This is a genomic window from Serratia sp. K1WW1 (assembly GCF_055790865.1).
The window spans coordinates 82,209-99,836 of the sequence record NZ_CM147697.1 but is presented as its reverse complement, the minus strand read 5'-3'; the positions used below and the strand labels follow the sequence as shown (position 1 = coordinate 99,836).

15 protein-coding genes are annotated in these 17,628 nt (G+C 55.6%); 6 read left to right on the top strand and 9 right to left on the bottom strand.

From position 1 onward, the window contains the following. The first annotated feature begins 33 nt into the window (after positions 1–33). The 5 genes from fdhD to ACX9GU_RS00435 all read left to right on the top strand — a co-directional run bounded on the left by fdhD (position 34) and on the right by ACX9GU_RS00435 (position 5,267). Positions 34–861 (top strand): formate dehydrogenase accessory sulfurtransferase FdhD, encoded by an 828-nt coding sequence (gene fdhD, locus ACX9GU_RS00455; protein WP_473193504.1) that lies wholly within the window; start codon positions 34–36, stop codon positions 859–861. Positions 862–988: 127 nt separating this feature from the next. After that, positions 989–1,612, top strand: coding sequence for a superoxide dismutase [Mn] (sodA, locus tag ACX9GU_RS00450; RefSeq protein ID WP_024483271.1), 624 nt, complete (start codon positions 989–991; stop codon positions 1,610–1,612). A 131-nt stretch (positions 1,613–1,743) separates the two neighbouring features. After that, positions 1,744–3,666 (top strand): methyl-accepting chemotaxis protein, encoded by a 1,923-nt coding sequence (locus ACX9GU_RS00445; protein ID WP_473193503.1) that lies wholly within the window; start codon positions 1,744–1,746, stop codon positions 3,664–3,666. A gap of 100 nt (positions 3,667–3,766) precedes the next feature. After that, positions 3,767–4,438 carry a 6-hydroxyaminopurine reductase gene (gene yiiM / locus ACX9GU_RS00440; protein ID WP_202810589.1) on the top strand — a complete coding sequence of 224 codons (672 nt, stop codon included), beginning with the start codon at positions 3,767–3,769 and terminating at the stop codon, positions 4,436–4,438. Positions 4,439–4,487: 49 nt separating this feature from the next. After that, positions 4,488–5,267 (top strand): class I SAM-dependent methyltransferase, encoded by a 780-nt coding sequence (locus ACX9GU_RS00435; RefSeq protein ID WP_473193502.1) that lies wholly within the window; start codon positions 4,488–4,490, stop codon positions 5,265–5,267. Positions 5,268–5,564: 297 nt separating this feature from the next. Here ACX9GU_RS00435 and ACX9GU_RS00430 read toward each other — a convergent pair whose 3' ends face one another. Both ACX9GU_RS00430 and ACX9GU_RS00425 read right to left on the bottom strand, forming a co-directional pair. Beyond that, positions 5,565–5,927, bottom strand: coding sequence for a YibL family ribosome-associated protein (locus ACX9GU_RS00430; RefSeq protein WP_473193501.1), 363 nt, complete (start codon positions 5,925–5,927; stop codon positions 5,565–5,567). A gap of 67 nt (positions 5,928–5,994) precedes the next feature. Continuing rightward, complete coding sequence (locus ACX9GU_RS00425; protein WP_071682697.1) at positions 5,995–7,464, bottom strand: aminotransferase-like domain-containing protein; 1,470 nt, start codon at positions 7,462–7,464, stop codon at positions 5,995–5,997. 135 nt (positions 7,465–7,599) lie between these two features. On the opposite strand from ACX9GU_RS00425, the gene ACX9GU_RS00420 reads away from it, so the two are divergent. Then, entirely contained in the window at positions 7,600–8,208 is a 609-nt protein-coding gene (locus tag ACX9GU_RS00420; RefSeq protein ID WP_473193500.1) for a LysE family translocator, read from the top strand. Here ACX9GU_RS00420 and ACX9GU_RS00415 read toward each other — a convergent pair. The 7 genes from ACX9GU_RS00415 to ACX9GU_RS00385 all read right to left on the bottom strand — a co-directional run bounded on the left by ACX9GU_RS00415 (position 8,205) and on the right by ACX9GU_RS00385 (position 17,542). Continuing rightward, positions 8,205–8,762, bottom strand: a complete 558-nt coding sequence (locus ACX9GU_RS00415) for an MltR family transcriptional regulator (RefSeq protein WP_024483278.1) — start codon at positions 8,760–8,762, stop codon at positions 8,205–8,207. The two genes, ACX9GU_RS00420 and ACX9GU_RS00415, sit on opposite strands and share 4 nt — an antisense overlap. A 164-nt stretch (positions 8,763–8,926) precedes the next feature. Continuing rightward, on the bottom strand, positions 8,927–10,075 hold the full coding sequence (locus tag ACX9GU_RS00410) for a mannitol-1-phosphate 5-dehydrogenase (protein WP_473193499.1): 1,149 nt from the start codon (positions 10,073–10,075) through the stop codon (positions 8,927–8,929). 62 nt (positions 10,076–10,137) lie between these two features. Then, a complete protein-coding gene (locus tag ACX9GU_RS00405; RefSeq protein ID WP_473193498.1) occupies positions 10,138–12,054 on the bottom strand; it encodes a PTS mannitol transporter subunit IICBA in 1,917 nt (638 codons plus the stop codon). 547 nt (positions 12,055–12,601) lie between these two features. After that, the gene (locus ACX9GU_RS00400) at positions 12,602–13,321 is read right to left on the bottom strand and encodes a DUF3053 domain-containing protein (RefSeq protein WP_094982484.1); all 720 of its coding nucleotides are present in this window, start codon (positions 13,319–13,321) and stop codon (positions 12,602–12,604) included. Between the two features lie 198 nt (positions 13,322–13,519). Further along, positions 13,520–15,589 (bottom strand): glycine--tRNA ligase subunit beta, encoded by a 2,070-nt coding sequence (gene glyS / locus ACX9GU_RS00395; protein WP_473193497.1) that lies wholly within the window; start codon positions 15,587–15,589, stop codon positions 13,520–13,522. A gap of 8 nt (positions 15,590–15,597) precedes the next feature. Continuing rightward, positions 15,598–16,506, bottom strand: a complete 909-nt coding sequence (glyQ, locus tag ACX9GU_RS00390; protein ID WP_024483285.1) for a glycine--tRNA ligase subunit alpha — start codon at positions 16,504–16,506, stop codon at positions 15,598–15,600. A gap of 292 nt (positions 16,507–16,798) precedes the next feature. Next, the gene (locus ACX9GU_RS00385; RefSeq protein ID WP_473193496.1) at positions 16,799–17,542 is read right to left on the bottom strand and encodes a helix-turn-helix transcriptional regulator; all 744 of its coding nucleotides are present in this window, start codon (positions 17,540–17,542) and stop codon (positions 16,799–16,801) included. Positions 17,543–17,628: the final 86 nt, after the last annotated feature.

The following is a 17,628-nucleotide window of genomic DNA, read 5'->3' as shown; positions in this document are numbered from 1 at the left end:
GGCGTAGGGTTGTTACAAACAGGTGCCAGGAAAGTGAACAAAATTAACCAAGAGCAGCCCACAAATGTGAACGCGCTCACGGGCCTGATCCAGGCTCCGGTGTACCAGCGCGGGCAACTGACCACCACAGAGCAAGATTGGCTCGCCGAAGAGGTGCCGGTCGCGCTGGTGTATAACGGCATTTCTCACGTGGTGATGATGTGTACGCCAAAGGATCTGGAGGCGTTCGCCCTCGGTTTTTCCCTCTCGGAAGGGATTATCGACTCGCCACGGGATATCTTCAGTATAGAGGTTAATCCCAGCTGCAACGGCATGGAGGTGCAAATCGAGCTTTCCAGCCGCCGCTTTGCCGGGCTGAAGGAGCGCCGCCGGGCGATGGCGGGCCGCACAGGCTGCGGCGTTTGTGGCATTGAACAGTTGGCGGATATCTTCCGGCCGGTCACACCGCTGCCCTTTACCCAAACCTTCTCATTGGCCAATCTCGATCGCGCCCTTGACCAGCTACGTCAGGTGCAGAACGTCGGCCAGTTGACGGGTTGTACCCACGCCGCAGGTTGGATCTCACCGCAGGGTGAACTACTGGGCGGCTGCGAAGACGTTGGCCGCCATGTGGCATTGGACAAAATGATCGGCATACGCGCCAAACAGGGCTGGCAGCAAGGGGCGATCCTGGTTTCCAGCCGGGCCAGCTACGAGATGGTGCAAAAATCCGCCATGTGCGGCGCCGAGATCCTGTTTGTGGTGTCAGCGGCCACCTCGCTGGCGGTGGAAATCGCCGAGCGCAGCAACCTGACATTGGTGGGTTTTAGCAAGCCAGGCCGGGCAACGGTGTTTACTCATCCGCAGCGTATTACCGATTAACCCTAAACCACACAGTTTGTAGGGCATTGATAATCATTTTCAATATCATTTAATTAATTATAATGCATCATACTGCTTACGCGGTGCTCACATTTTGCGCCGCCCTACACTACTGGAGATGATGATCATGAGTTATTCACTGCCATCCCTGCCTTACGCATACGACGCACTAGAACCGCATTTCGACAAGCAGACGATGGAAATCCATCACACCAAACACCACCAGACCTATGTCAACAACGCCAACACCGTGCTGGAAGCTTACCCTGAGCTGGCTTCGCTGAGCGTAGAAGAGCTGATCCAGGATCTGGATAAAGTCCCTGCAGACAAGCGTACCTTTATGCGCAACAACGCAGGCGGCCACGCTAACCACAGCCTGTTCTGGAAAGGCCTGAAAACCGGCACCACGCTGGGTGGCGATCTGAAAGCTGCTATCGAGCGCGATTTCGGCAGCGTAGAGAAATTCCAGGAAGAGTTCGAGAAAGCCGCCGCCACCCGTTTCGGTTCTGGCTGGGCTTGGCTGGTGCTGAAAGGCGACAAGCTGGCCGTGGTGTCTACCGCTAACCAGGACAGCCCGCTGATGGGCGAAGCTGTCTCCGGCGCTTCAGGCTTGCCAATCGTTGGCCTGGACGTGTGGGAACACGCTTACTACCTGAAATTCCAGAACCGTCGCCCTGACTACATCAAGGCCTTCTGGAACGTGGTGAACTGGGACGAAGCGGCCAAACGCTTCGCCGAAGCCAAGAAATAATTTGGCTTATCTCCGATGATGCCCGCTGATGCCCGCTGATGCGGGCATTTTTTTGCCCATTTCCCGCTAAAGTTTAACCGCTTCTTGCCGATGCTTTGTTCAATTGTCTAACGCCTAAAGAGGGATAAATCATGGCGGCATTGAAAGCTTTGGCAGGAAAGATCGTTCATCTCACCGTGGGTAAAAAGCTCGGACTCGGATTCTCTCTGATGTTAATACTGGCGATCGTTATCGCTGGCACCGGGATAACCTACCTCAATCTTATCGAATCACGCAGCGACCGCATCGATTTCAGCTATCAGTTAACGGGCGAAATCAGTCAGGCTAAATACACCCGTGCCATGTTTAGCCAAAATTACAATACCGACTACCTTGAACGTAACCGCAAACATATCGAGAACGCGTTGCAGCTGGCCAGCCACGCGCAAAACCTGAATTGGGATGTGCAAAGCCGCAAGGATCTGGAGCTCTTGGTGGTGTTGCTGGGTAACTATGAGCAACAACAGAAAATGTTTGCCAAAGCCGTGGTGGATAAAGACGCGGTACGAGCCAGCTGGAATATGTCCGAAGTTCAGGACAGCCTGAGCCAGGTTGAACGTCAGTTGGGGGCTACCGATCTGCAACTGGCGTTTATCCAGTTGAACCAGAAGCTGACCCAGATCCGCTACTATGCCCGTGGCCTGGTGCTGCAACCCAATCGCGACTCCGAAATCCCATTACTCAGCGCTATCGACGACGCCCGCAGCGCCGCCAACACGCTCAGCCAACGCCTGAACGAGTCACAGCGCCCGTTGCTCCAACCTCTGTTGACCGTGCTTGACGAGTATAAAGGCCATATCGCGGCCTACCTGCCCGCCGTTGAGAATGAGATCAAGATCAGTAAACAGCTCGGCGGCTACGCTGACGAGATCGGTACACTGGTTAACAATTTCATGAAGGATGAGTTGACGCAGACCCATAACAATATCAATACCGCACAGTGGCAGATGGGGATCACCACGGCGATCGCCATTCTTGCCGGCCTGCTGATATCATGGCGTATCACACTGCAGATCACTCGCCCACTCCACAGCACCCTGGAACTGGCAGAACGCATTGCCAAGGGTGATCTACGCCAGGCACAAACCAGCACTCGCCGTGATGAACTGGGCCAGTTGCTTAACGCCGTCGCCGCCATGAGCCAGAACCTGCGCGATATGATTGAGAAAATCCAGATGGGGGTCAGCCAGGTCTCCACCGCCGCCGGGGAAATCGCTGCAGGCAATACCGATCTCTCTTCACGTACCGAACAGCAGGCCGCCGCGGTGGAAGAAACCGCCGCCAGCATGGAACAGCTCACCGCCACGGTGAAGCAGAATGCCGACAACGCCCATCACGCCAACCAGCTGGCGACCGATGCCTCACAAACCGCACAGCAGGGCGGCAAACTGGTTAACAACGTCGTCAGCACCATGCGGGATATTTCCAACAGTTCGCAGCGGATCGCCGAAATTACCACCCTGATCAACGGCATTGCCTTCCAGACCAACATCCTGGCCCTGAACGCCGCCGTAGAGGCCGCCCGGGCGGGTGAGCAAGGGCGTGGTTTCTCGGTTGTCGCCAGCGAAGTCCGTAATCTGGCCCAGCGCAGCGCCCAAGCGGCGAAAGAAATCGAAGGGTTGATTACCGAGTCGGTCAACCGGGTACAGAGCGGTACCGCACTGGTGGAAGACACCGGCAACACCATGGAGCAAATCGTCCGTTCGGTCACCCACGTGCGCGATATCATGGCTGAAATAGCCGCCGCCTCCGATGAACAGACCAGAGGCATCGCACAGATTGGTCAGGCCATCGTGGAAATGGATCACACCACGCAGCAAAACGCCGCGCTGGTGGAAGAGTCTGCCGCCGCTGCCGATTCGCTGGAAGAGCAGGCTGAGATGCTGCTGCAAAGCGTCTCGGTATTCCGTTTGGCGGACAAGGCTGCACCAGTGGAAACCAAAACCACTCAGCTCAAATCACCATCAATGGTTAAACCGAGCACCAGCGCCGAGGACAACTGGACGACCTTCTAATCCCTCTGCCCGCCCGGTGATTTCCGGGCGGGTTATTCTGTTCCTCCCCCTCGACTCAGGCTATGCTAGACGGCATTAACGAGCGTGAATGGAGGCTTGCATGCACCACCCAGACGTCTATCTCGGTTCGATTCAACCTTATGAAGGTGGCCGCCCCAGCGCTATCGCCAAACGCCTGGTGGAGGGTACGCTGAAGCTTACCCCCTTGGGTCTGGCAGGCGACGAGCAGGCAGAAAAAAGCTACCACGGCGGGCCTGACCGCGCCCTTTGCCACTACCCGCGCGAGCATTACGACCACTGGCGTGAACAGTTCCCCGCTCAGGCAGAACAGTTCTGCGCACCCGCCTTTGGTGAGAATATTTCGACCCTCGGCCTGACCGAGCATAACGTGTTTATGGGGGATATTTTCCGCTGGGGAGAAGCGCTGATCCAGGTAACCCAACCGCGCTCTCCGTGTTTCAAACTCAATTACCATTTCGCTATCGACGATATTTCGGTGCTGATGCAGCAAACCGGCCGCTGCGGCTGGCTGTACCGCGTGGTGTCGGCCGGATCGGTCAGTGGCGACCAACCGCTGGAACTGGTAACCCGCAATAGCGACGTTTCCGTCGCACAAGCGATCGGCATCGCCTGGCACATGCCGTTCGATGAAGAGCAATACCGTCGTTTACTGTCGGTCGCGGGGCTGTCGGCCAGCTGGAGCAAAACCATGCTGACGCGCATCACCAGCGGCAAAATCGAAGACCTCAACCGCCGTCTGCTTGGCCGTTAACCGGCGCCAGACAGAAGACATCCATCGAGCTGGATTAGGGAGTTGCGTTATGGCTACATCACCTCATTCCATTCATCACGCGGCTGCGGCTGGCTATCAGGCCAATGCGGATCGCTACGTTTTAGGTCGCCCGGATTATCCGGCGGAGATCGCCGATTGGCTGCGTGAGGTACTCGAGCTACAGCCCGGTAAGACCGTCATCGATCTGGGTGCAGGCACCGGCAAGTTCACTCCGCGCCTGCTGGAGACCGGTGCCAACGTCATCGCCGTTGAACCGGTGGCGCAGATGCTGGAAAAGCTGGCGGCGGCATTCCCTCAGGTGAAAACGCTGGCAGGTACCGCCGAATCACTCCCGCTGCCGGATGAGTCGGTGGATGCCGTGGTGTGTGCGCAATCCTTTCACTGGTTTGCCACACGTCAGGCGCTGGCGGAAATTCAGCGCGTGCTGAAACCCGGCGGCAAGCTTGGCCTGGTGTGGAATATGCGCGATGCGCGGGTTGGCTGGGTACGCAAACTCAATCAGATAGTCGATCGCCACGAAGGGGATGCGCCGCGTTTTTATACTGGTGAATGGCGCAGGCTGTTCCCTTACCCGGGTTTTGCCCAGCTACAGGAGCAGGTGTTTATGCTGGGGCATAGCGGAGCGCCGGAAGATGTGATTTATAACCGTGTGCGATCTACCAGCTTTATCGCCGCGTTGCCACAACAGCAGCAGGAACAGGTGATCGAACAGATCCGCCAACTGGTGGCAGAGGAAGAGGAGCTGCGGGGGAAAGAAACGCTAACGGTGCCTTACCAGACCTGCGCGTTCTTTACCACCAAGGCATGAGCATGCCCCTCACCCTAACCCTCTCCCACAGGGAGAGGGGACCGATCGAGTTAGGCTGAAAGTATCGCGACTCTTCATCAGCACCAGCTGATTCACCTTGGTTGAGGGGGCGATCACGGTTGCTGAGATCACCACCCTTCTCTCAACAGAGCAGGGACCGATCGAGTGCGTTTTAAACTGTAGTGACTCACCTTGGCTCAGGGACGATCAAATTTGCTGAGGCTATCTTCTTTCTCCCAAAAGAGCAGGGGCTATCAGCTCCCTCTCCCTGTGGGAGAGGGTTGGGGTGAGGGGTAATCAGAACGGTTTTTTGGCGTAACCGGTAACCACTTTCAGGCCCATCTCGCGGCCAAGTGCGGTCATTGGGTGCACCACGATCAGCCCACGGGCGCTTTTCTTCAGCGTGCCCATATCCGCCTGCTCTTTCTTGGTGATCTCACGGCTGAACGGCAGTTGGCTCAACTTTTGCGCTTCCGCACTCAGTTTTTCCACGCGCACGTTTTTCAGGCGCTCGATCTCGGTCTTCAGCTTCTCTTTTTCTTTGAGATGTTGCGCAATCAGGTCGGTGTTACCCTGCTGGATCACCACGGTGTCTTTGTGGTTCAGTGCGTCCAGCAAATCGCTCAGGCGCTTAATCTCGGCTTTTTCTTTCTCTTTCATCGTCTCTGGCCTGTTTTGTTCTATGGCGTAAAAAATATTTCGCTAGTGTAGCAAAATGCACGGCAGGTTACTCCTCACCTTGCGCAATTCCCGCAGGCAGGCCACTCATCTCGCAGGCTTTTGCCCCCACCCGCGCCAGCGCCTGGGTATAACGGGCGTTAAATGGATAGCAGCAGGAAAGCCGCAGCCCGTTATGATAACGCCCACTAGGAGAATATAGCGTACCGGGCGTCAGGCAGATCTGCTCATCCAGCAACTGATGGAACAGCGCCACCGTGTCCACCCCTGCTGGGAACTCCACCCAGAACACAAACCCACCGGCAGGCTGAGTAGCTCTTGTCCCGCGCGGGAAATGGCGGGCAATCAGCGCCCTGGCCTCTTCCACCTGCGCCGCATAGCGTTTGCGCAAATTGCGCAGATGATGATCGTACCCCCCCGCCTCCAGGAACATGGCCAGCGTCTCTGACAGCAAATGCGACTCCGACATCGAAGATACCGCCTTCAGCTTGCGCAGCGCCTCACTAAAACGCCCGCCGACCACCCAGCCGATGCGGAAGTCCGGTGCCAGCGTTTTAGTGAAGCTGGAGCAAAACAGCACCCAGCCGTCGCTATCGAACGCCTTCACCGCTGGACTGAGCGCGCTGCCAAATTGCAGCTCGGCATACAGCCCATCTTCGATCAGTGGCACTTGATGATCGTTCATCAAGCGTGCCAGCCGTTTTTTCGACGCCAGCGGCATAGTGCAACCCAGTGGATTCTGTATCGTCGGCATGGCGATGACCGCATTTAGCCGTTTCTCCTGCAGCAGCAATTCCAGCGCATCCAGCGACAGGCCATGCTGCGGGTCGGTGGGGATTTCCAACGCTTTCAGCCCCAGGCTGGCAAGCAGCGGTAACAGGTAAAAATAGGTCGGCGACTCCAACCCCACGCAGTCGCCCGGCTTGGTGGTCACCCTGAGCGCCAGCTGCAAGGCTTCCATACAACCATGCGTCAACGTGATGTCACTCGGCTCCAGCAACATGCCCAACGTCATCGAACGCCGGGCGATCTGCTGGCGCAACCGCAGGCTGCCCGGCGGCAAGGCGTATTGGCCAATCAGATTAGGCTGGCGGCGTAACTGTGATGACAACATCCGCCCTAGCTTGCCACCGGGATAAAAATCCACGGTTTGCGGACAGGCGAGCGACAAATTGGTGAAGGCCGGGTTCTGTTGGGCGGCGAAAACCGTATCGATCAGGGCCAGCACATCATCCGCCGGTTGTTCTACCCGATTACTGGGTGCCGACGCCGTTTTCAACGCAGGCAAGGTCGCCCGCACGTAAAACCCAGACTGTGGCCGCGCCTCTATCAGACCCCGGTCTTCCAACTGGCGATAGGCTGCCACCACGGTATTGATGCTGACGCTGTGGCTCTGCGCGCAACGGCGCACCGAAGGCAGGCGGCTACCGGGCGGTAAAGTGCCACGGTGGATAGCGGCCGCCAATGTCTCCGCCAGTTGCAGGTAGCGGGTTTCGGGGATCTCATCAAGCAGGGTCACAATTTCTCTCCAGGCAATGGGTACAGTTTAAAATTAGCGAAACTGTAACCATGACAATAGCTGATTTCTGGTTCTGTCACCATCGCCACACAGCCCTTATGCTGGTGATCACTCCCAATCATGTATGGAAAACTTATGCTGGACTCTGCTTTTATCAGTTACGTGACCGTGATGTCGATTACTCCTGGCCCCAATAACCTGCTGCTGGCCTCGTCCGGCGTCAATTTCGGCCTGCGGCGTACCCTGCCGATGGTGTTTGGTATCAGCCTGGGCTGCGCAACACAGTTAGCCCTCACCACGCTATTACTGGCGCTGATCCTGAACTGGGCCGATGCCATCCGCTTTCCGCTGGCGGTGATGGGTTGTGCGTACCTGCTGTGGCTATCGTGGAAACTGTATAAGGCGGCATCACCGGATGCTAAACAGCAGGCGCGGCCAATGCACTTTATCGGCGGAGCCTTGTTCCAGGCGGTGAATCCGAAAGCCTGGCTGATGGCCATCAACGTGGCGATCCTGTTCACACCTCATGAGGGGGCGACGCTGCATCAGACGCTGTTAACCATCGCAGGCTTCACCGCGGTGAATATCCCCTGCATCTTGATTTGGGCGTTGATGGGCGATCGGCTGCGCCACGCTCTGCGTGTGACCTGGAAACTGCGGTTATTTAACGGCGTGATGGCGGGCTTAATGGCAGCAACCGCGTTATGGCTGCTGTTTGACGAGTGGCGGACGCTGATGGCTTAAGGCTTTTGAGCACCGAGCGGGGAGAGCCGGGAGGGTTGCTTGGCGCCGATTTCCGCCAACAGCTCGGTAATCGACAGCACCATGGTGGAACGCACCATCTGCTGGTAACGCTGGTGTTGCATGGCGATCAGCGATTCATCCGCCTCGCCGGGCTGTAGAAAAGTGGGGACCGGCGGCAAAGCGCTGACGCAATGGAGCTCGCCGAAGGGGCCGAGTATCTCATCATCAATAAAGCGATATTCCGAACCGTCGTGGTTCAGCTCTTCACGCATCGCCATCAGCAGTTCGGCATCTTCGTATTCGTGGCGGGAAATCACCCCCAGCCCGTACATCAGCTTCAGACGAACCGAAAGTTCACCAAGCGGCCCGGCACCGGACAACAGAGGTTCGACGGCATATTTCACCGCATAGTCATCTTTACGAAAAACCTGCACCACCAGGACGTTAAGCGCTTCTGCCAGCAGCTCGACCGCTGCGATCAGAAAACTGCGCACCGTCTTGCCAGCGTTCAGCTTTTCCAGAACCTTGTTTTCGAATGCCTGTGTCTCGATCATCTTCGCTTTTCGAATCGCGTGGGCGGTGTGGTCACTCAGGCGCTCCCCGTTAACCGCAGGGAGTGAGCCAGAATGGGGAGCAAAGACGCCTTGCCCCCTCACCCTACCCCTTATCCGTGGGGAAAGGGAATGGGGTTGCTTACACTGGTTTGATATCACAGCGTTTACTGCAAGGCGTTATACACAGCAACCGCCTCTTCCACAACCTTGCTGTCGGCCGGTAAACCGGAAATTTGCGCCAGCGCGGCTTTTGGACCCAATTTTGTCAGCAAGTCTACCAGTTCTTGTGCCTGTGGGTCCTGCTCGCTGCGGTAGCTCATGGCGGCGGCAATTCCCTTGATCAGGTTGGCGTGCGGCAAGCCGTATTCCAACGTGCCCATCAGCGGCTTGATCAGGCGATCGCCCGCGCTCAGTTTGCGCAGCGGCTGACGACCCACGCGCTCTACGTCATCGTGCAGGTACGGGTTTTCGAAGCGGGACAGGATTTTGTTGATATAGGCGGCATGCTTGTCGGCGTCAAAACCGTAGCGCTTGATCAGCACCGCACCGCTCTCTGCCATCGCCCCTTTGACCACCTGACGGATGACCGGATCGAGGATCGCATCACGAATGGTCAACAGCTTGGCGCGCTGGCCCAGGTAAGCGGTGATCGCATGGCCGGTATTGAGGGTAAACAGCTTACGCTCAACAAACGCCATCAGGTTGTCGGTCAGTTCCATGCCGGCGATGGCTGGCGGTTGCCCCTTGAATTGGGTCTGATCGACGATCCATTCGCTGAAGGTTTCCACCGTCACTTCCAGCGGATCGTTGCTGCCCGCCTCGGCTGGCGGCACGATACGGTCTACGGCAGAATCGACAAAGCCGATATGCTGCTCAACCCAGGCTTGCTCATCCTGTGGCAGTGCGTCGAACACATGTTGCTTAAGTTGGCTGGTACCACGCACCATGTTTTCACAGGCGATGATATTCAGCGGTTGAGTATTGCCTTGCTGATGGCGCAGGATCAGGCCTTTGGCGATAGTCCCGGCAATTCTGGCGAGGATCTGCGGACCAACGGCGGTCGTGACGATATCAGCCTGGGCAATCAGGGCCACCGCCTCTTCGCTACCGCTGTTAACGGCACTGACGTTATTCACCTCTTCAACGCGCGCCTGCTCACCCACCACATGTACCTGGTAGCTTTTGCGTTGGTTCAACGCGTCCAGCACCGTCTGGTTAACGTCAGCAAAAGTCAGTTCGGCGTGCGCGTCGGCAAGCAGTTTGCCAATAAAGCCACGGCCAATATTGCCGGCTCCGAAGTGTAATGCTTTCATATTCCACCCTTTCTTAATGTAGAAAGGTGCAGCAAGCTGCACCCTTTAAAATAATTCTGTTATCAGGCCTTTTTACCGCCCAGCAAATCCAATACTTCCTGGACGCTGGTGGTATGCGCCAGCCGCTCGATGACGGTTTCATCATCCAACGCATTGGTCAGGCTGGTGATCACCTGGATATGCTCGTTGTTACGTGCTGCGATACCGATAACCAGGCGCGCCACCTCATCCTCTTCGTCACCGAAACGTACGCCCTGTGGATACTGGCAGAACACCACGCCGGTGCGCAGCACACGGTCTTTGGCTTCGATGGTGCCATGCGGCACGGCAATGGATTCGCCCAGATAGGTAGAGGTCAACTTTTCACGTTCCAACATGGCCGGAACATATTCTGGCTCGACGTAGCCGCCCTTCACCAGTTGCTCACCGGCAAAACGAATCGCCTGCTCTTTATCAATGGCCTGCAAGCCGAGGAACACGTTGCTTTCACCCAGTTTGAACAGGTTCTGTTCGCTAGCTTCAAAGCTGTCATCCAGGGTAGAGATAACCTTCTGCTCGGTTTCGCTGGTCTTGTTAGCGGCCACCAGGCGGGCGGTCAAATCACTGTACAGATGGCTGTCCAGGAAGTTGGTCAGCGAGATGTGCTGGGCCTGCGGCGCATGGCGCATCGCACGCTCGGTCAGATCGCGGTGAGTGATCACCAGATCCACATCTTCCGGCAGGCTGTTGATCGCGCTATTGGTTACGGAGATATTCTTCAGCCCCGCGTCCGCCACTTTCTTGCGTAGCACCCCAGCCCCCATGGCGCTGGAACCCATACCCGCATCGCAAGCCACGATGATTTTACGCACGGTGCTCAGATCGCCGTCTACCGCTGCGTTTACCGCGGCACCGCCTTTAGACTGGGCTTTCATGTCCTGGATACGGCGGGTCGCCTCTTCCAGATCGTCTTCCTCTTTCACTTTTGAGGTTTTCAGCAGGAAAGATGAGACCACGAAGGAGACCAGGAACGCCGCAAATACCGCCGCCAGGTTGGCGAAGTAGGCGCCTTTTGGCGTCATCGCCAGCACCGCCAGGATAGAACCAGGGGAAGCAGGAGATACCAGGCCGCCGTTCAGCAGGGTCAGGGTGAATACGCCGGTCATACCGCCCAGAATAACCGCCAGGATCAGACGTGGATTCATCAGCACGTAGGGGAAGTAGATTTCGTGGATACCACCCAGGAAGTGGATGATCGCCGCACCGCCAGCAGACTGCTTGGCACTGCCACGGCCGAAGAACATATAGGCCATCAGCACGCCCAAACCTGGGCCTGGGTTGGCTTCGATCAGGAAGAAGATTGATTTACCGGTTTCCGTCGCCTGCTGGATACCCAGCGGTGAGAAGATGCCGTGGTTGATGGCGTTGTTCAGGAACAGGATTTTCGCCGGTTCAACGAAGATCGAGGTCAATGGCAGCAGGTTGTTGACCACCATGATATGCACGCCAGCCGCCAGCACTTTGGACAGTGCTTCGACCAATGGCCCGATACCCATAAAGGCCAGGATTGCCAACAGCATACCGATGATGCCAGCGGAGAAGTTGTTGACCAACATCTCGAAGCCGCTCTTGATCTTGCCGTCAACCCAACGGTCAAAATGCTTGATCGCCCAGCCACCCAGCGGCCCAACAATCATGGAGCCGAGGAACATCGGCATATCTGCACCGACGATCACGCCCATGGTGGTGATGGCACCGACTACGCCGCCACGCTCGCCGCCCACCAGTTTACCGCCGGTATAACCGATCAGCAGTGGCAGCAGGTAGGTGATCATTGGCCCAACCAGCTTGGCTAACGTCTCGTTTGGCAGCCAGCCGGTAGGAATGAATAGCGCAGTGATGATACCCCAGGCGATGAATGCGCCAATGTTGGGCATCACCATGTTACTCAGGAAACGGCCAAAGTTTTGCACTTTAACCTTGATGTCTGGTGAAAACATAAACACACCCCTATTGTTACGCGCTGACAATAAGAGCGCGCGATAATTGTTGTAACGTTCTAGCCCTGTTGATGCTGTTTGCGAAACGGACTCTACCACGCTCCTTTTACTACGCGAACCTCACGGAATTTTTGTGATCACCATCACTAACATTGCCCCTATACCCCAGTGTATTTAGTGATACACATCACACTTATCCGGTGTAAAAAAAATACAACGAGAAGATATACCGGCTAAAAGCACCTAAAACGTGACTTTAATCACACTTTAAACCTTGATGTTTGTTTTTGAAATGTGACAAGAATCACAATTTATTTTACATCCGACCACCGGGCCGTGGCCTGAACTGACATCTTCCCTGTGAGCATCCACACCGTCGGGAAATAACCATGGCGTGGATGAAAGAAAACTACATTAAGAAATGTGATGAATAACTGAAGTGTAGTACAGAAAATACGTGGGGGAAGGAGGGCCAAGGAGTTGGAAAAAAGCGGAATAATGTATGTGGTACCAAATGCTGGCCCACATACATTGTTTAGAACGAAGGTTACTGCATTACTGCCAGCACGGTTTTCTGTGCGTTCAGCAAGTCCTGCTGCTTGGCCACCAGATTGGACATCATGGTGTTGTACTGCGTCGCCTGCTGCTGGGTGCGGAACTGTACGCCACCGTTGTTGAAGCTGACCTGATTGCCCTGGGCCTGCAGGAAATCCCCTACCTGTACCAGGTCTTGGACAAAACCGGCGGTGGTTGGGATCGCTGGCATCAGCGCATTGGCCGGTGCGGTAACAATCTTGTCATACGCCTGGTTATACACCGCTTTCAGATCATCCGGCTGTTTCAACGCCGCATGAGCGGTATCCGCCTGCGCCTTGGCAGTCTGGATCTGCTGGCCCAGCAGGTTTAACGCACCGATCGACTGTTGCAGGCTATCGCGCTTGCTCATGTAGTCCTGCGCGGTACGGATCTGATTAACCTGCTCCAGCGCCGGGGTCAGGCTGGCGTCCACCGACTTGGTCAACTGCTGGGAAAAGCCCACCAGAATGGCGTAATCGCTGGTATAAGCACCGAATTTCTGTTTCTGATCTTCGCTCAACGTCGGGATATGTACGCCACTGCGCATGACCGTATTCTGTAAGTAATCAACGAATGCCTTGCGCTGCTCCGGCTCTTTATCGCCGCAGGCGGTCAGTTGCATAACCACCAACAATGCCAACACCGGTGCCAGCCAACGCGCGAAACTTCTGCTCTGGATCCCTACAGCCATGTGACATAACTCCTGTTATAAACGTGTCTTTTATCGGATTCCATGCCGTCTGCCGCCCTCCGTGCGTCTACAAGAATAGATCAACTGCCAGCGATACGAAATGTGATTGTGCGAGGCTCGCAGAATAACTCACCGTTGCGCGGCCGCCATCAGAGAAGAAAAAGCGCCCGCAGGCGCTTTTTCTTGGGCTTTACACCATTATTGCAGTACGGAGATATCCGCGACCTGCAGGAACAGTTCACGCAGCTTGCTCAGCAACGTCAGGCGGTTCACCCGCACCGCTTCATCTTCTGCCATCACCATCACGCTGTCGAAGAACGCATCTACGGTTTCACGCAGTGCGGCCAGTTCAACCAGCGCTTCCTGGTAGCGGCCTTCGGCGAAGAACGGTTGCAGCTTATCGCGCAGCACCACCAAGTGGGTTGCCAACTTCAGCTCGGCCGGTTCTTTCAATACCGATGCGTGGACCTGGTCCAGCAGCGTATCGCTGGATTTGGCCAGGATATTGGAAACGCGCTTGTTGGCAGCCGCCAATGCCGCGGCTGCGTCCAGCGTACGGAAATGCGTCACCGCTTTTACCCGCGCATCGAAGTCTGCTGGCTTGGTTGGGCGACGAGCCAACACGGCCTGGATGGTATCCACCGCGTGACCTTCTTCCTGATACCAGGCGCGGAAACGGCCCAGCATAAAGTCGACAACCTCATCTACGACCTTGGCGTTGGTCAGCTTGTCGCCATACAGACGTACAGCCTCTTCGGTCAGGATCTGCAGATCCAGCGGCAGGTTTTTCTCAACGATAATACGCAGCACGCCCAGCGCAGCACGGCGCAGTGCGAACGGGTCTTTATCGCCTTTTGGATGTTGCCCGATGCCGAAGATCCCGGCCAGGGTGTCCATCTTGTCGGCAATCGCCAACGAGCAGGCCACCAACGATTGCGGCAGCTCATCACCGGCAAAGCGTGGTTGGTACTGTTCGTTCAACGCTACCGCCACGTCTTCGGCTTCACCGTCGTGGCGCGCATAGTGCATGCCCATGACGCCTTGGGTGTCGGTGAATTCGAACACCATGTTGGTCATCAGATCGCACTTCGACAGCAGCCCCGCACGCGTAGCGTGGTTGACGTCGGCCCCGATCTGGCTGGCGATCCAGCCCGCCATGGCCTGAATACGGTCGGTCTTGGCACGCAGGGTGCCCAGTTGCTGTTGGAACAGCACGGTTTCCAGACGCGGCAGGTTGTCTTCCAGGCGTTGCTTACGGTCGGTATTGAAGAAGAATTCGGCATCCGCAAGACGTGGGCGCACGACCTTCTCATTACCGGAGATGATTTGCTGCGGATCTTTCGATTCAATATTGGCGACGAAGATAAAGTTCGGCAGCAGTTTGCCCGCGGCGTCATACACCGGGAAATACTTCTGATCGCCCTTCATGGTGTACACCAACGCTTCCGCTGGCACCGCCAGGAATTTCTCTTCGAACTTGGCGGTCAGCACCACTGGCCATTCGACCAACGAGGTGACCTCTTCCAGCAGGCTCTCGCTCAGATCGGCTTTACCGCCAATCTGCTGTGCAGCCAACTCGGCATCACGCTTGATCAAGGATTTACGGGTTTGATAATCCGCCACCACTTTGCCGCGCTCCAACAGGATCTGCGGGTATTGATCGGCATTATCGATGGTGAATTCGGCTTCACCCATAAAGCGGTGGCCGCGAATAGTGCGGGCAGAGTCGATACCCAGCACGGTGCCTGGGATCAGTTCTGCACCCAGCAACATGGTCACGGTATGCACAGGGCGGACGAACTGGGTTTCTTTATCGCCCCAGCGCATCAGTTTCGGGATTGGCAGCTTGGACAGCGCAGTGCTCACCATACCGGCCAGCAGTTGCTGGGCAGATTGGCCTGGCACATGGGCGCGATACAGCAGCCATTCGCCTTTATCGGTCACCAGGCGTTCGGCCTGATCGACGGTAATACCGCAGCCACGCGCCCAACCTTCGGCCGCTTTGCTCGGGTGGCCGCTGGCATCGAACGCCTGGGCAATGGCTGGGCCGCGTTTTTCAACTTCACGATCGGCCTGCGCAGCACTCAGATCCGCCACTTTCAACGCCAGGCGGCGCGGAGCGGCAAACCACTTCACTTCGCCATGTTCCAGGCCAGCGTTGTCCAGTTCAGCAGTAAAGTTGGCGGCAAAGGCTTCTGCCAGTGAGCGAAGAGCCTTCGGCGGCAGCTCTTCCGTGCCGATTTCCACCAGGAAAGTCTGTTGTGTCATAGCTGCCTCTACTTCTTGTTACACATTGGGAAGCCCAACGCTTCGCGGGAAGCGTAGTAGGCCTCGGCAACGGCTTTGGTCAGCGTGCGAATACGCAGAATATAGCGCTGACGCTCGGTTACCGAGATCGCCTTGCGTGCATCCAACAGGTTGAAGGTATGAGCAGCCTTGAGGATACGTTCATAAGCCGGCAGTGGCAGCGGTTTCTCCAATGCCAGCAGCGTTTGTGCTTCCTTCTCATACTGCTCGAAGCAGGAGAACAGGAAATCAACATCGGCGTATTCGAAGTTATAGGTGGACTGCTCCACTTCGTTCTGATGGAACACGTCGCCGTAGGTGGTAACGCCCAATGGACCGTTGCTCCACACCAGATCGTAGACGCTGTCCACGCCCTGGATGTACATCGCCAGGCGTTCCAGACCGTAGGTGATCTCACCGGTGACCGGTTTGCACTCCATACCGCCAACCTGCTGGAAATAGGTAAACTGCGTGACTTCCATGCCGTTTAACCACACTTCCCAACCCAGACCCCAGGCACCGAGCGTCGGGTTTTCCCAGTTGTCTTCCACAAAGCGGATATCGTGGATGGTCGGATCCAGACCCAGTTCCTTCAAGGAACCCAGGTAGAGTTCCTGAATGTTTTCTGGCGATGGCTTAATCACCACCTGGAATTGGTAGTAGTGCTGCAGGCGGTTCGGGTTTTCCCCGTAACGGCCGTCGGTTGGGCGACGAGACGGTTGCACATAGGCGGTGGCCATTGGCTCCGGGCCCAGTGCACGCAGGCAGGTCATCGGGTGGGATGTCCCCGCGCCAACTTCCATGTCCAGCGGTTGCACGATGGTGCAGCCCTGGCGCGCCCAATAGTCCTGTAGTGTCAGGATCAGACCCTGAAAGGTCTTGGTATCAAACTTTTGCATGTTGATTTCGCACGCGATACAAGTGGATTTAACAGAATGGGTCAGTATACCCGTTGACCGTAAGATATACAGCCAGAATCCCGCAGCAAGTGTCAATCTTCGTGAAAAAAGCACGCTTCGCGGCCAGTTAGGAAGGGATTGGGTCGATAGCTGTTGCCTGAACGGAGTTTAGCCAGGCGATAAGCCTCAATTTAGGGTCGGCACAAGCAGTGGTGTTTAATACCGCTACCCCCCCCGCCGATGATCATCGACACGTTCAAGCCGGAAGGCAACGTTGAGCTCCTGGCCACTCTCATTCCCGCTCGGAAAGCACCGGCCTGATGAGCTTCAGTTCGACACCAAGCCTGATGGCATGTTTGGCATTGGTAACGCCTAATTTTTTGACCACGTTGCCGATATGATATTTTACGGTAGTGAGCTTGATCCCCAAAATCAGCGCGATTTCCTGATAGGACTTTCCCATGCTTGCCCAGTAAATCACCTCATTTTCACGCTTGGAGAACAGCTCTTTTTGGTTGATTTGGTCATCATCACTGGTGTTATTCAGCTCGTGATAGAGTGCGGTCAATTTATCATGTACGGTGATCAACAGCATTTGCAGTTTATGTTGGTTCTCTTTGATAATCTCTTCTATATTTTCGTCACAGGAGTCATCCATAAAAAGAGACAGCACCACCAGATTATTGTTATGATCGTGCAACACAAACGTATAGCCATTGATGATGTTATAATTCTTGGCCATATCAAAAATATTGGGGTGTTTTAACCCAGAGTCGTTCTTAATATTTTCATCCCAGACGAAAGGGGTCACTCGCCGGGATGTCGTAATCAATACCGGATCGATAAACTGGTAGTTATTTGCGGTGTAAAACTCAAACCATTCTGTTTTGTTGGAAATGATGGCAAAATCGGCAGGGTTTATTTTGCTCATGATCGCATAAGCGTACTTTATGCTGTTATACTCTTGTAAGTTCGCTTCCAAATAACTCTTTATGACTGAGTTAATAAATTCATTATTAAAGAATAAACTCGACACGCAAAGTCTCCTTTTTGAAATTCTCATTACAAATTTCAGAGCACAGCATTGAAGTAATATTTTATCATAAAAAAAACAGAAAACTA

What these genes read in the sequence shown, in the direction of transcription:
- sodA (WP_024483271.1), top strand. Translation starts at nt 989, where the DNA reads ATGAGTTATTCACTGCCATCCCTGCCTTACGCATACGACGCACTAGAA.
- ACX9GU_RS00445 (WP_473193503.1), top strand. Translation starts at nt 1,744, where the DNA reads ATGGCGGCATTGAAAGCTTTGGCAGGAAAGATCGTTCATCTCACCGTG.
- yiiM (WP_202810589.1), top strand. Translation starts at nt 3,767, where the DNA reads ATGCACCACCCAGACGTCTATCTCGGTTCGATTCAACCTTATGAAGGT.
- ACX9GU_RS00435 (WP_473193502.1), top strand. Translation starts at nt 4,488, where the DNA reads ATGGCTACATCACCTCATTCCATTCATCACGCGGCTGCGGCTGGCTAT.
- ACX9GU_RS00430 (WP_473193501.1), bottom strand. Translation starts at nt 5,927, where the DNA reads ATGAAAGAGAAAGAAAAAGCCGAGATTAAGCGCCTGAGCGATTTGCTG.
- ACX9GU_RS00420 (WP_473193500.1), top strand. Translation starts at nt 7,600, where the DNA reads ATGCTGGACTCTGCTTTTATCAGTTACGTGACCGTGATGTCGATTACT.
- ACX9GU_RS00415 (WP_024483278.1), bottom strand. Translation starts at nt 8,762, where the DNA reads ATGATCGAGACACAGGCATTCGAAAACAAGGTTCTGGAAAAGCTGAAC.
- ACX9GU_RS00410 (WP_473193499.1), bottom strand. Translation starts at nt 10,075, where the DNA reads ATGAAAGCATTACACTTCGGAGCCGGCAATATTGGCCGTGGCTTTATT.
- ACX9GU_RS00405 (WP_473193498.1), bottom strand. Translation starts at nt 12,054, where the DNA reads ATGTTTTCACCAGACATCAAGGTTAAAGTGCAAAACTTTGGCCGTTTC.
- ACX9GU_RS00400 (WP_094982484.1), bottom strand. Translation starts at nt 13,321, where the DNA reads ATGGCTGTAGGGATCCAGAGCAGAAGTTTCGCGCGTTGGCTGGCACCG.
- glyS (WP_473193497.1), bottom strand. Translation starts at nt 15,589, where the DNA reads ATGACACAACAGACTTTCCTGGTGGAAATCGGCACGGAAGAGCTGCCG.
- glyQ (WP_024483285.1), bottom strand. Translation starts at nt 16,506, where the DNA reads ATGCAAAAGTTTGATACCAAGACCTTTCAGGGTCTGATCCTGACACTA.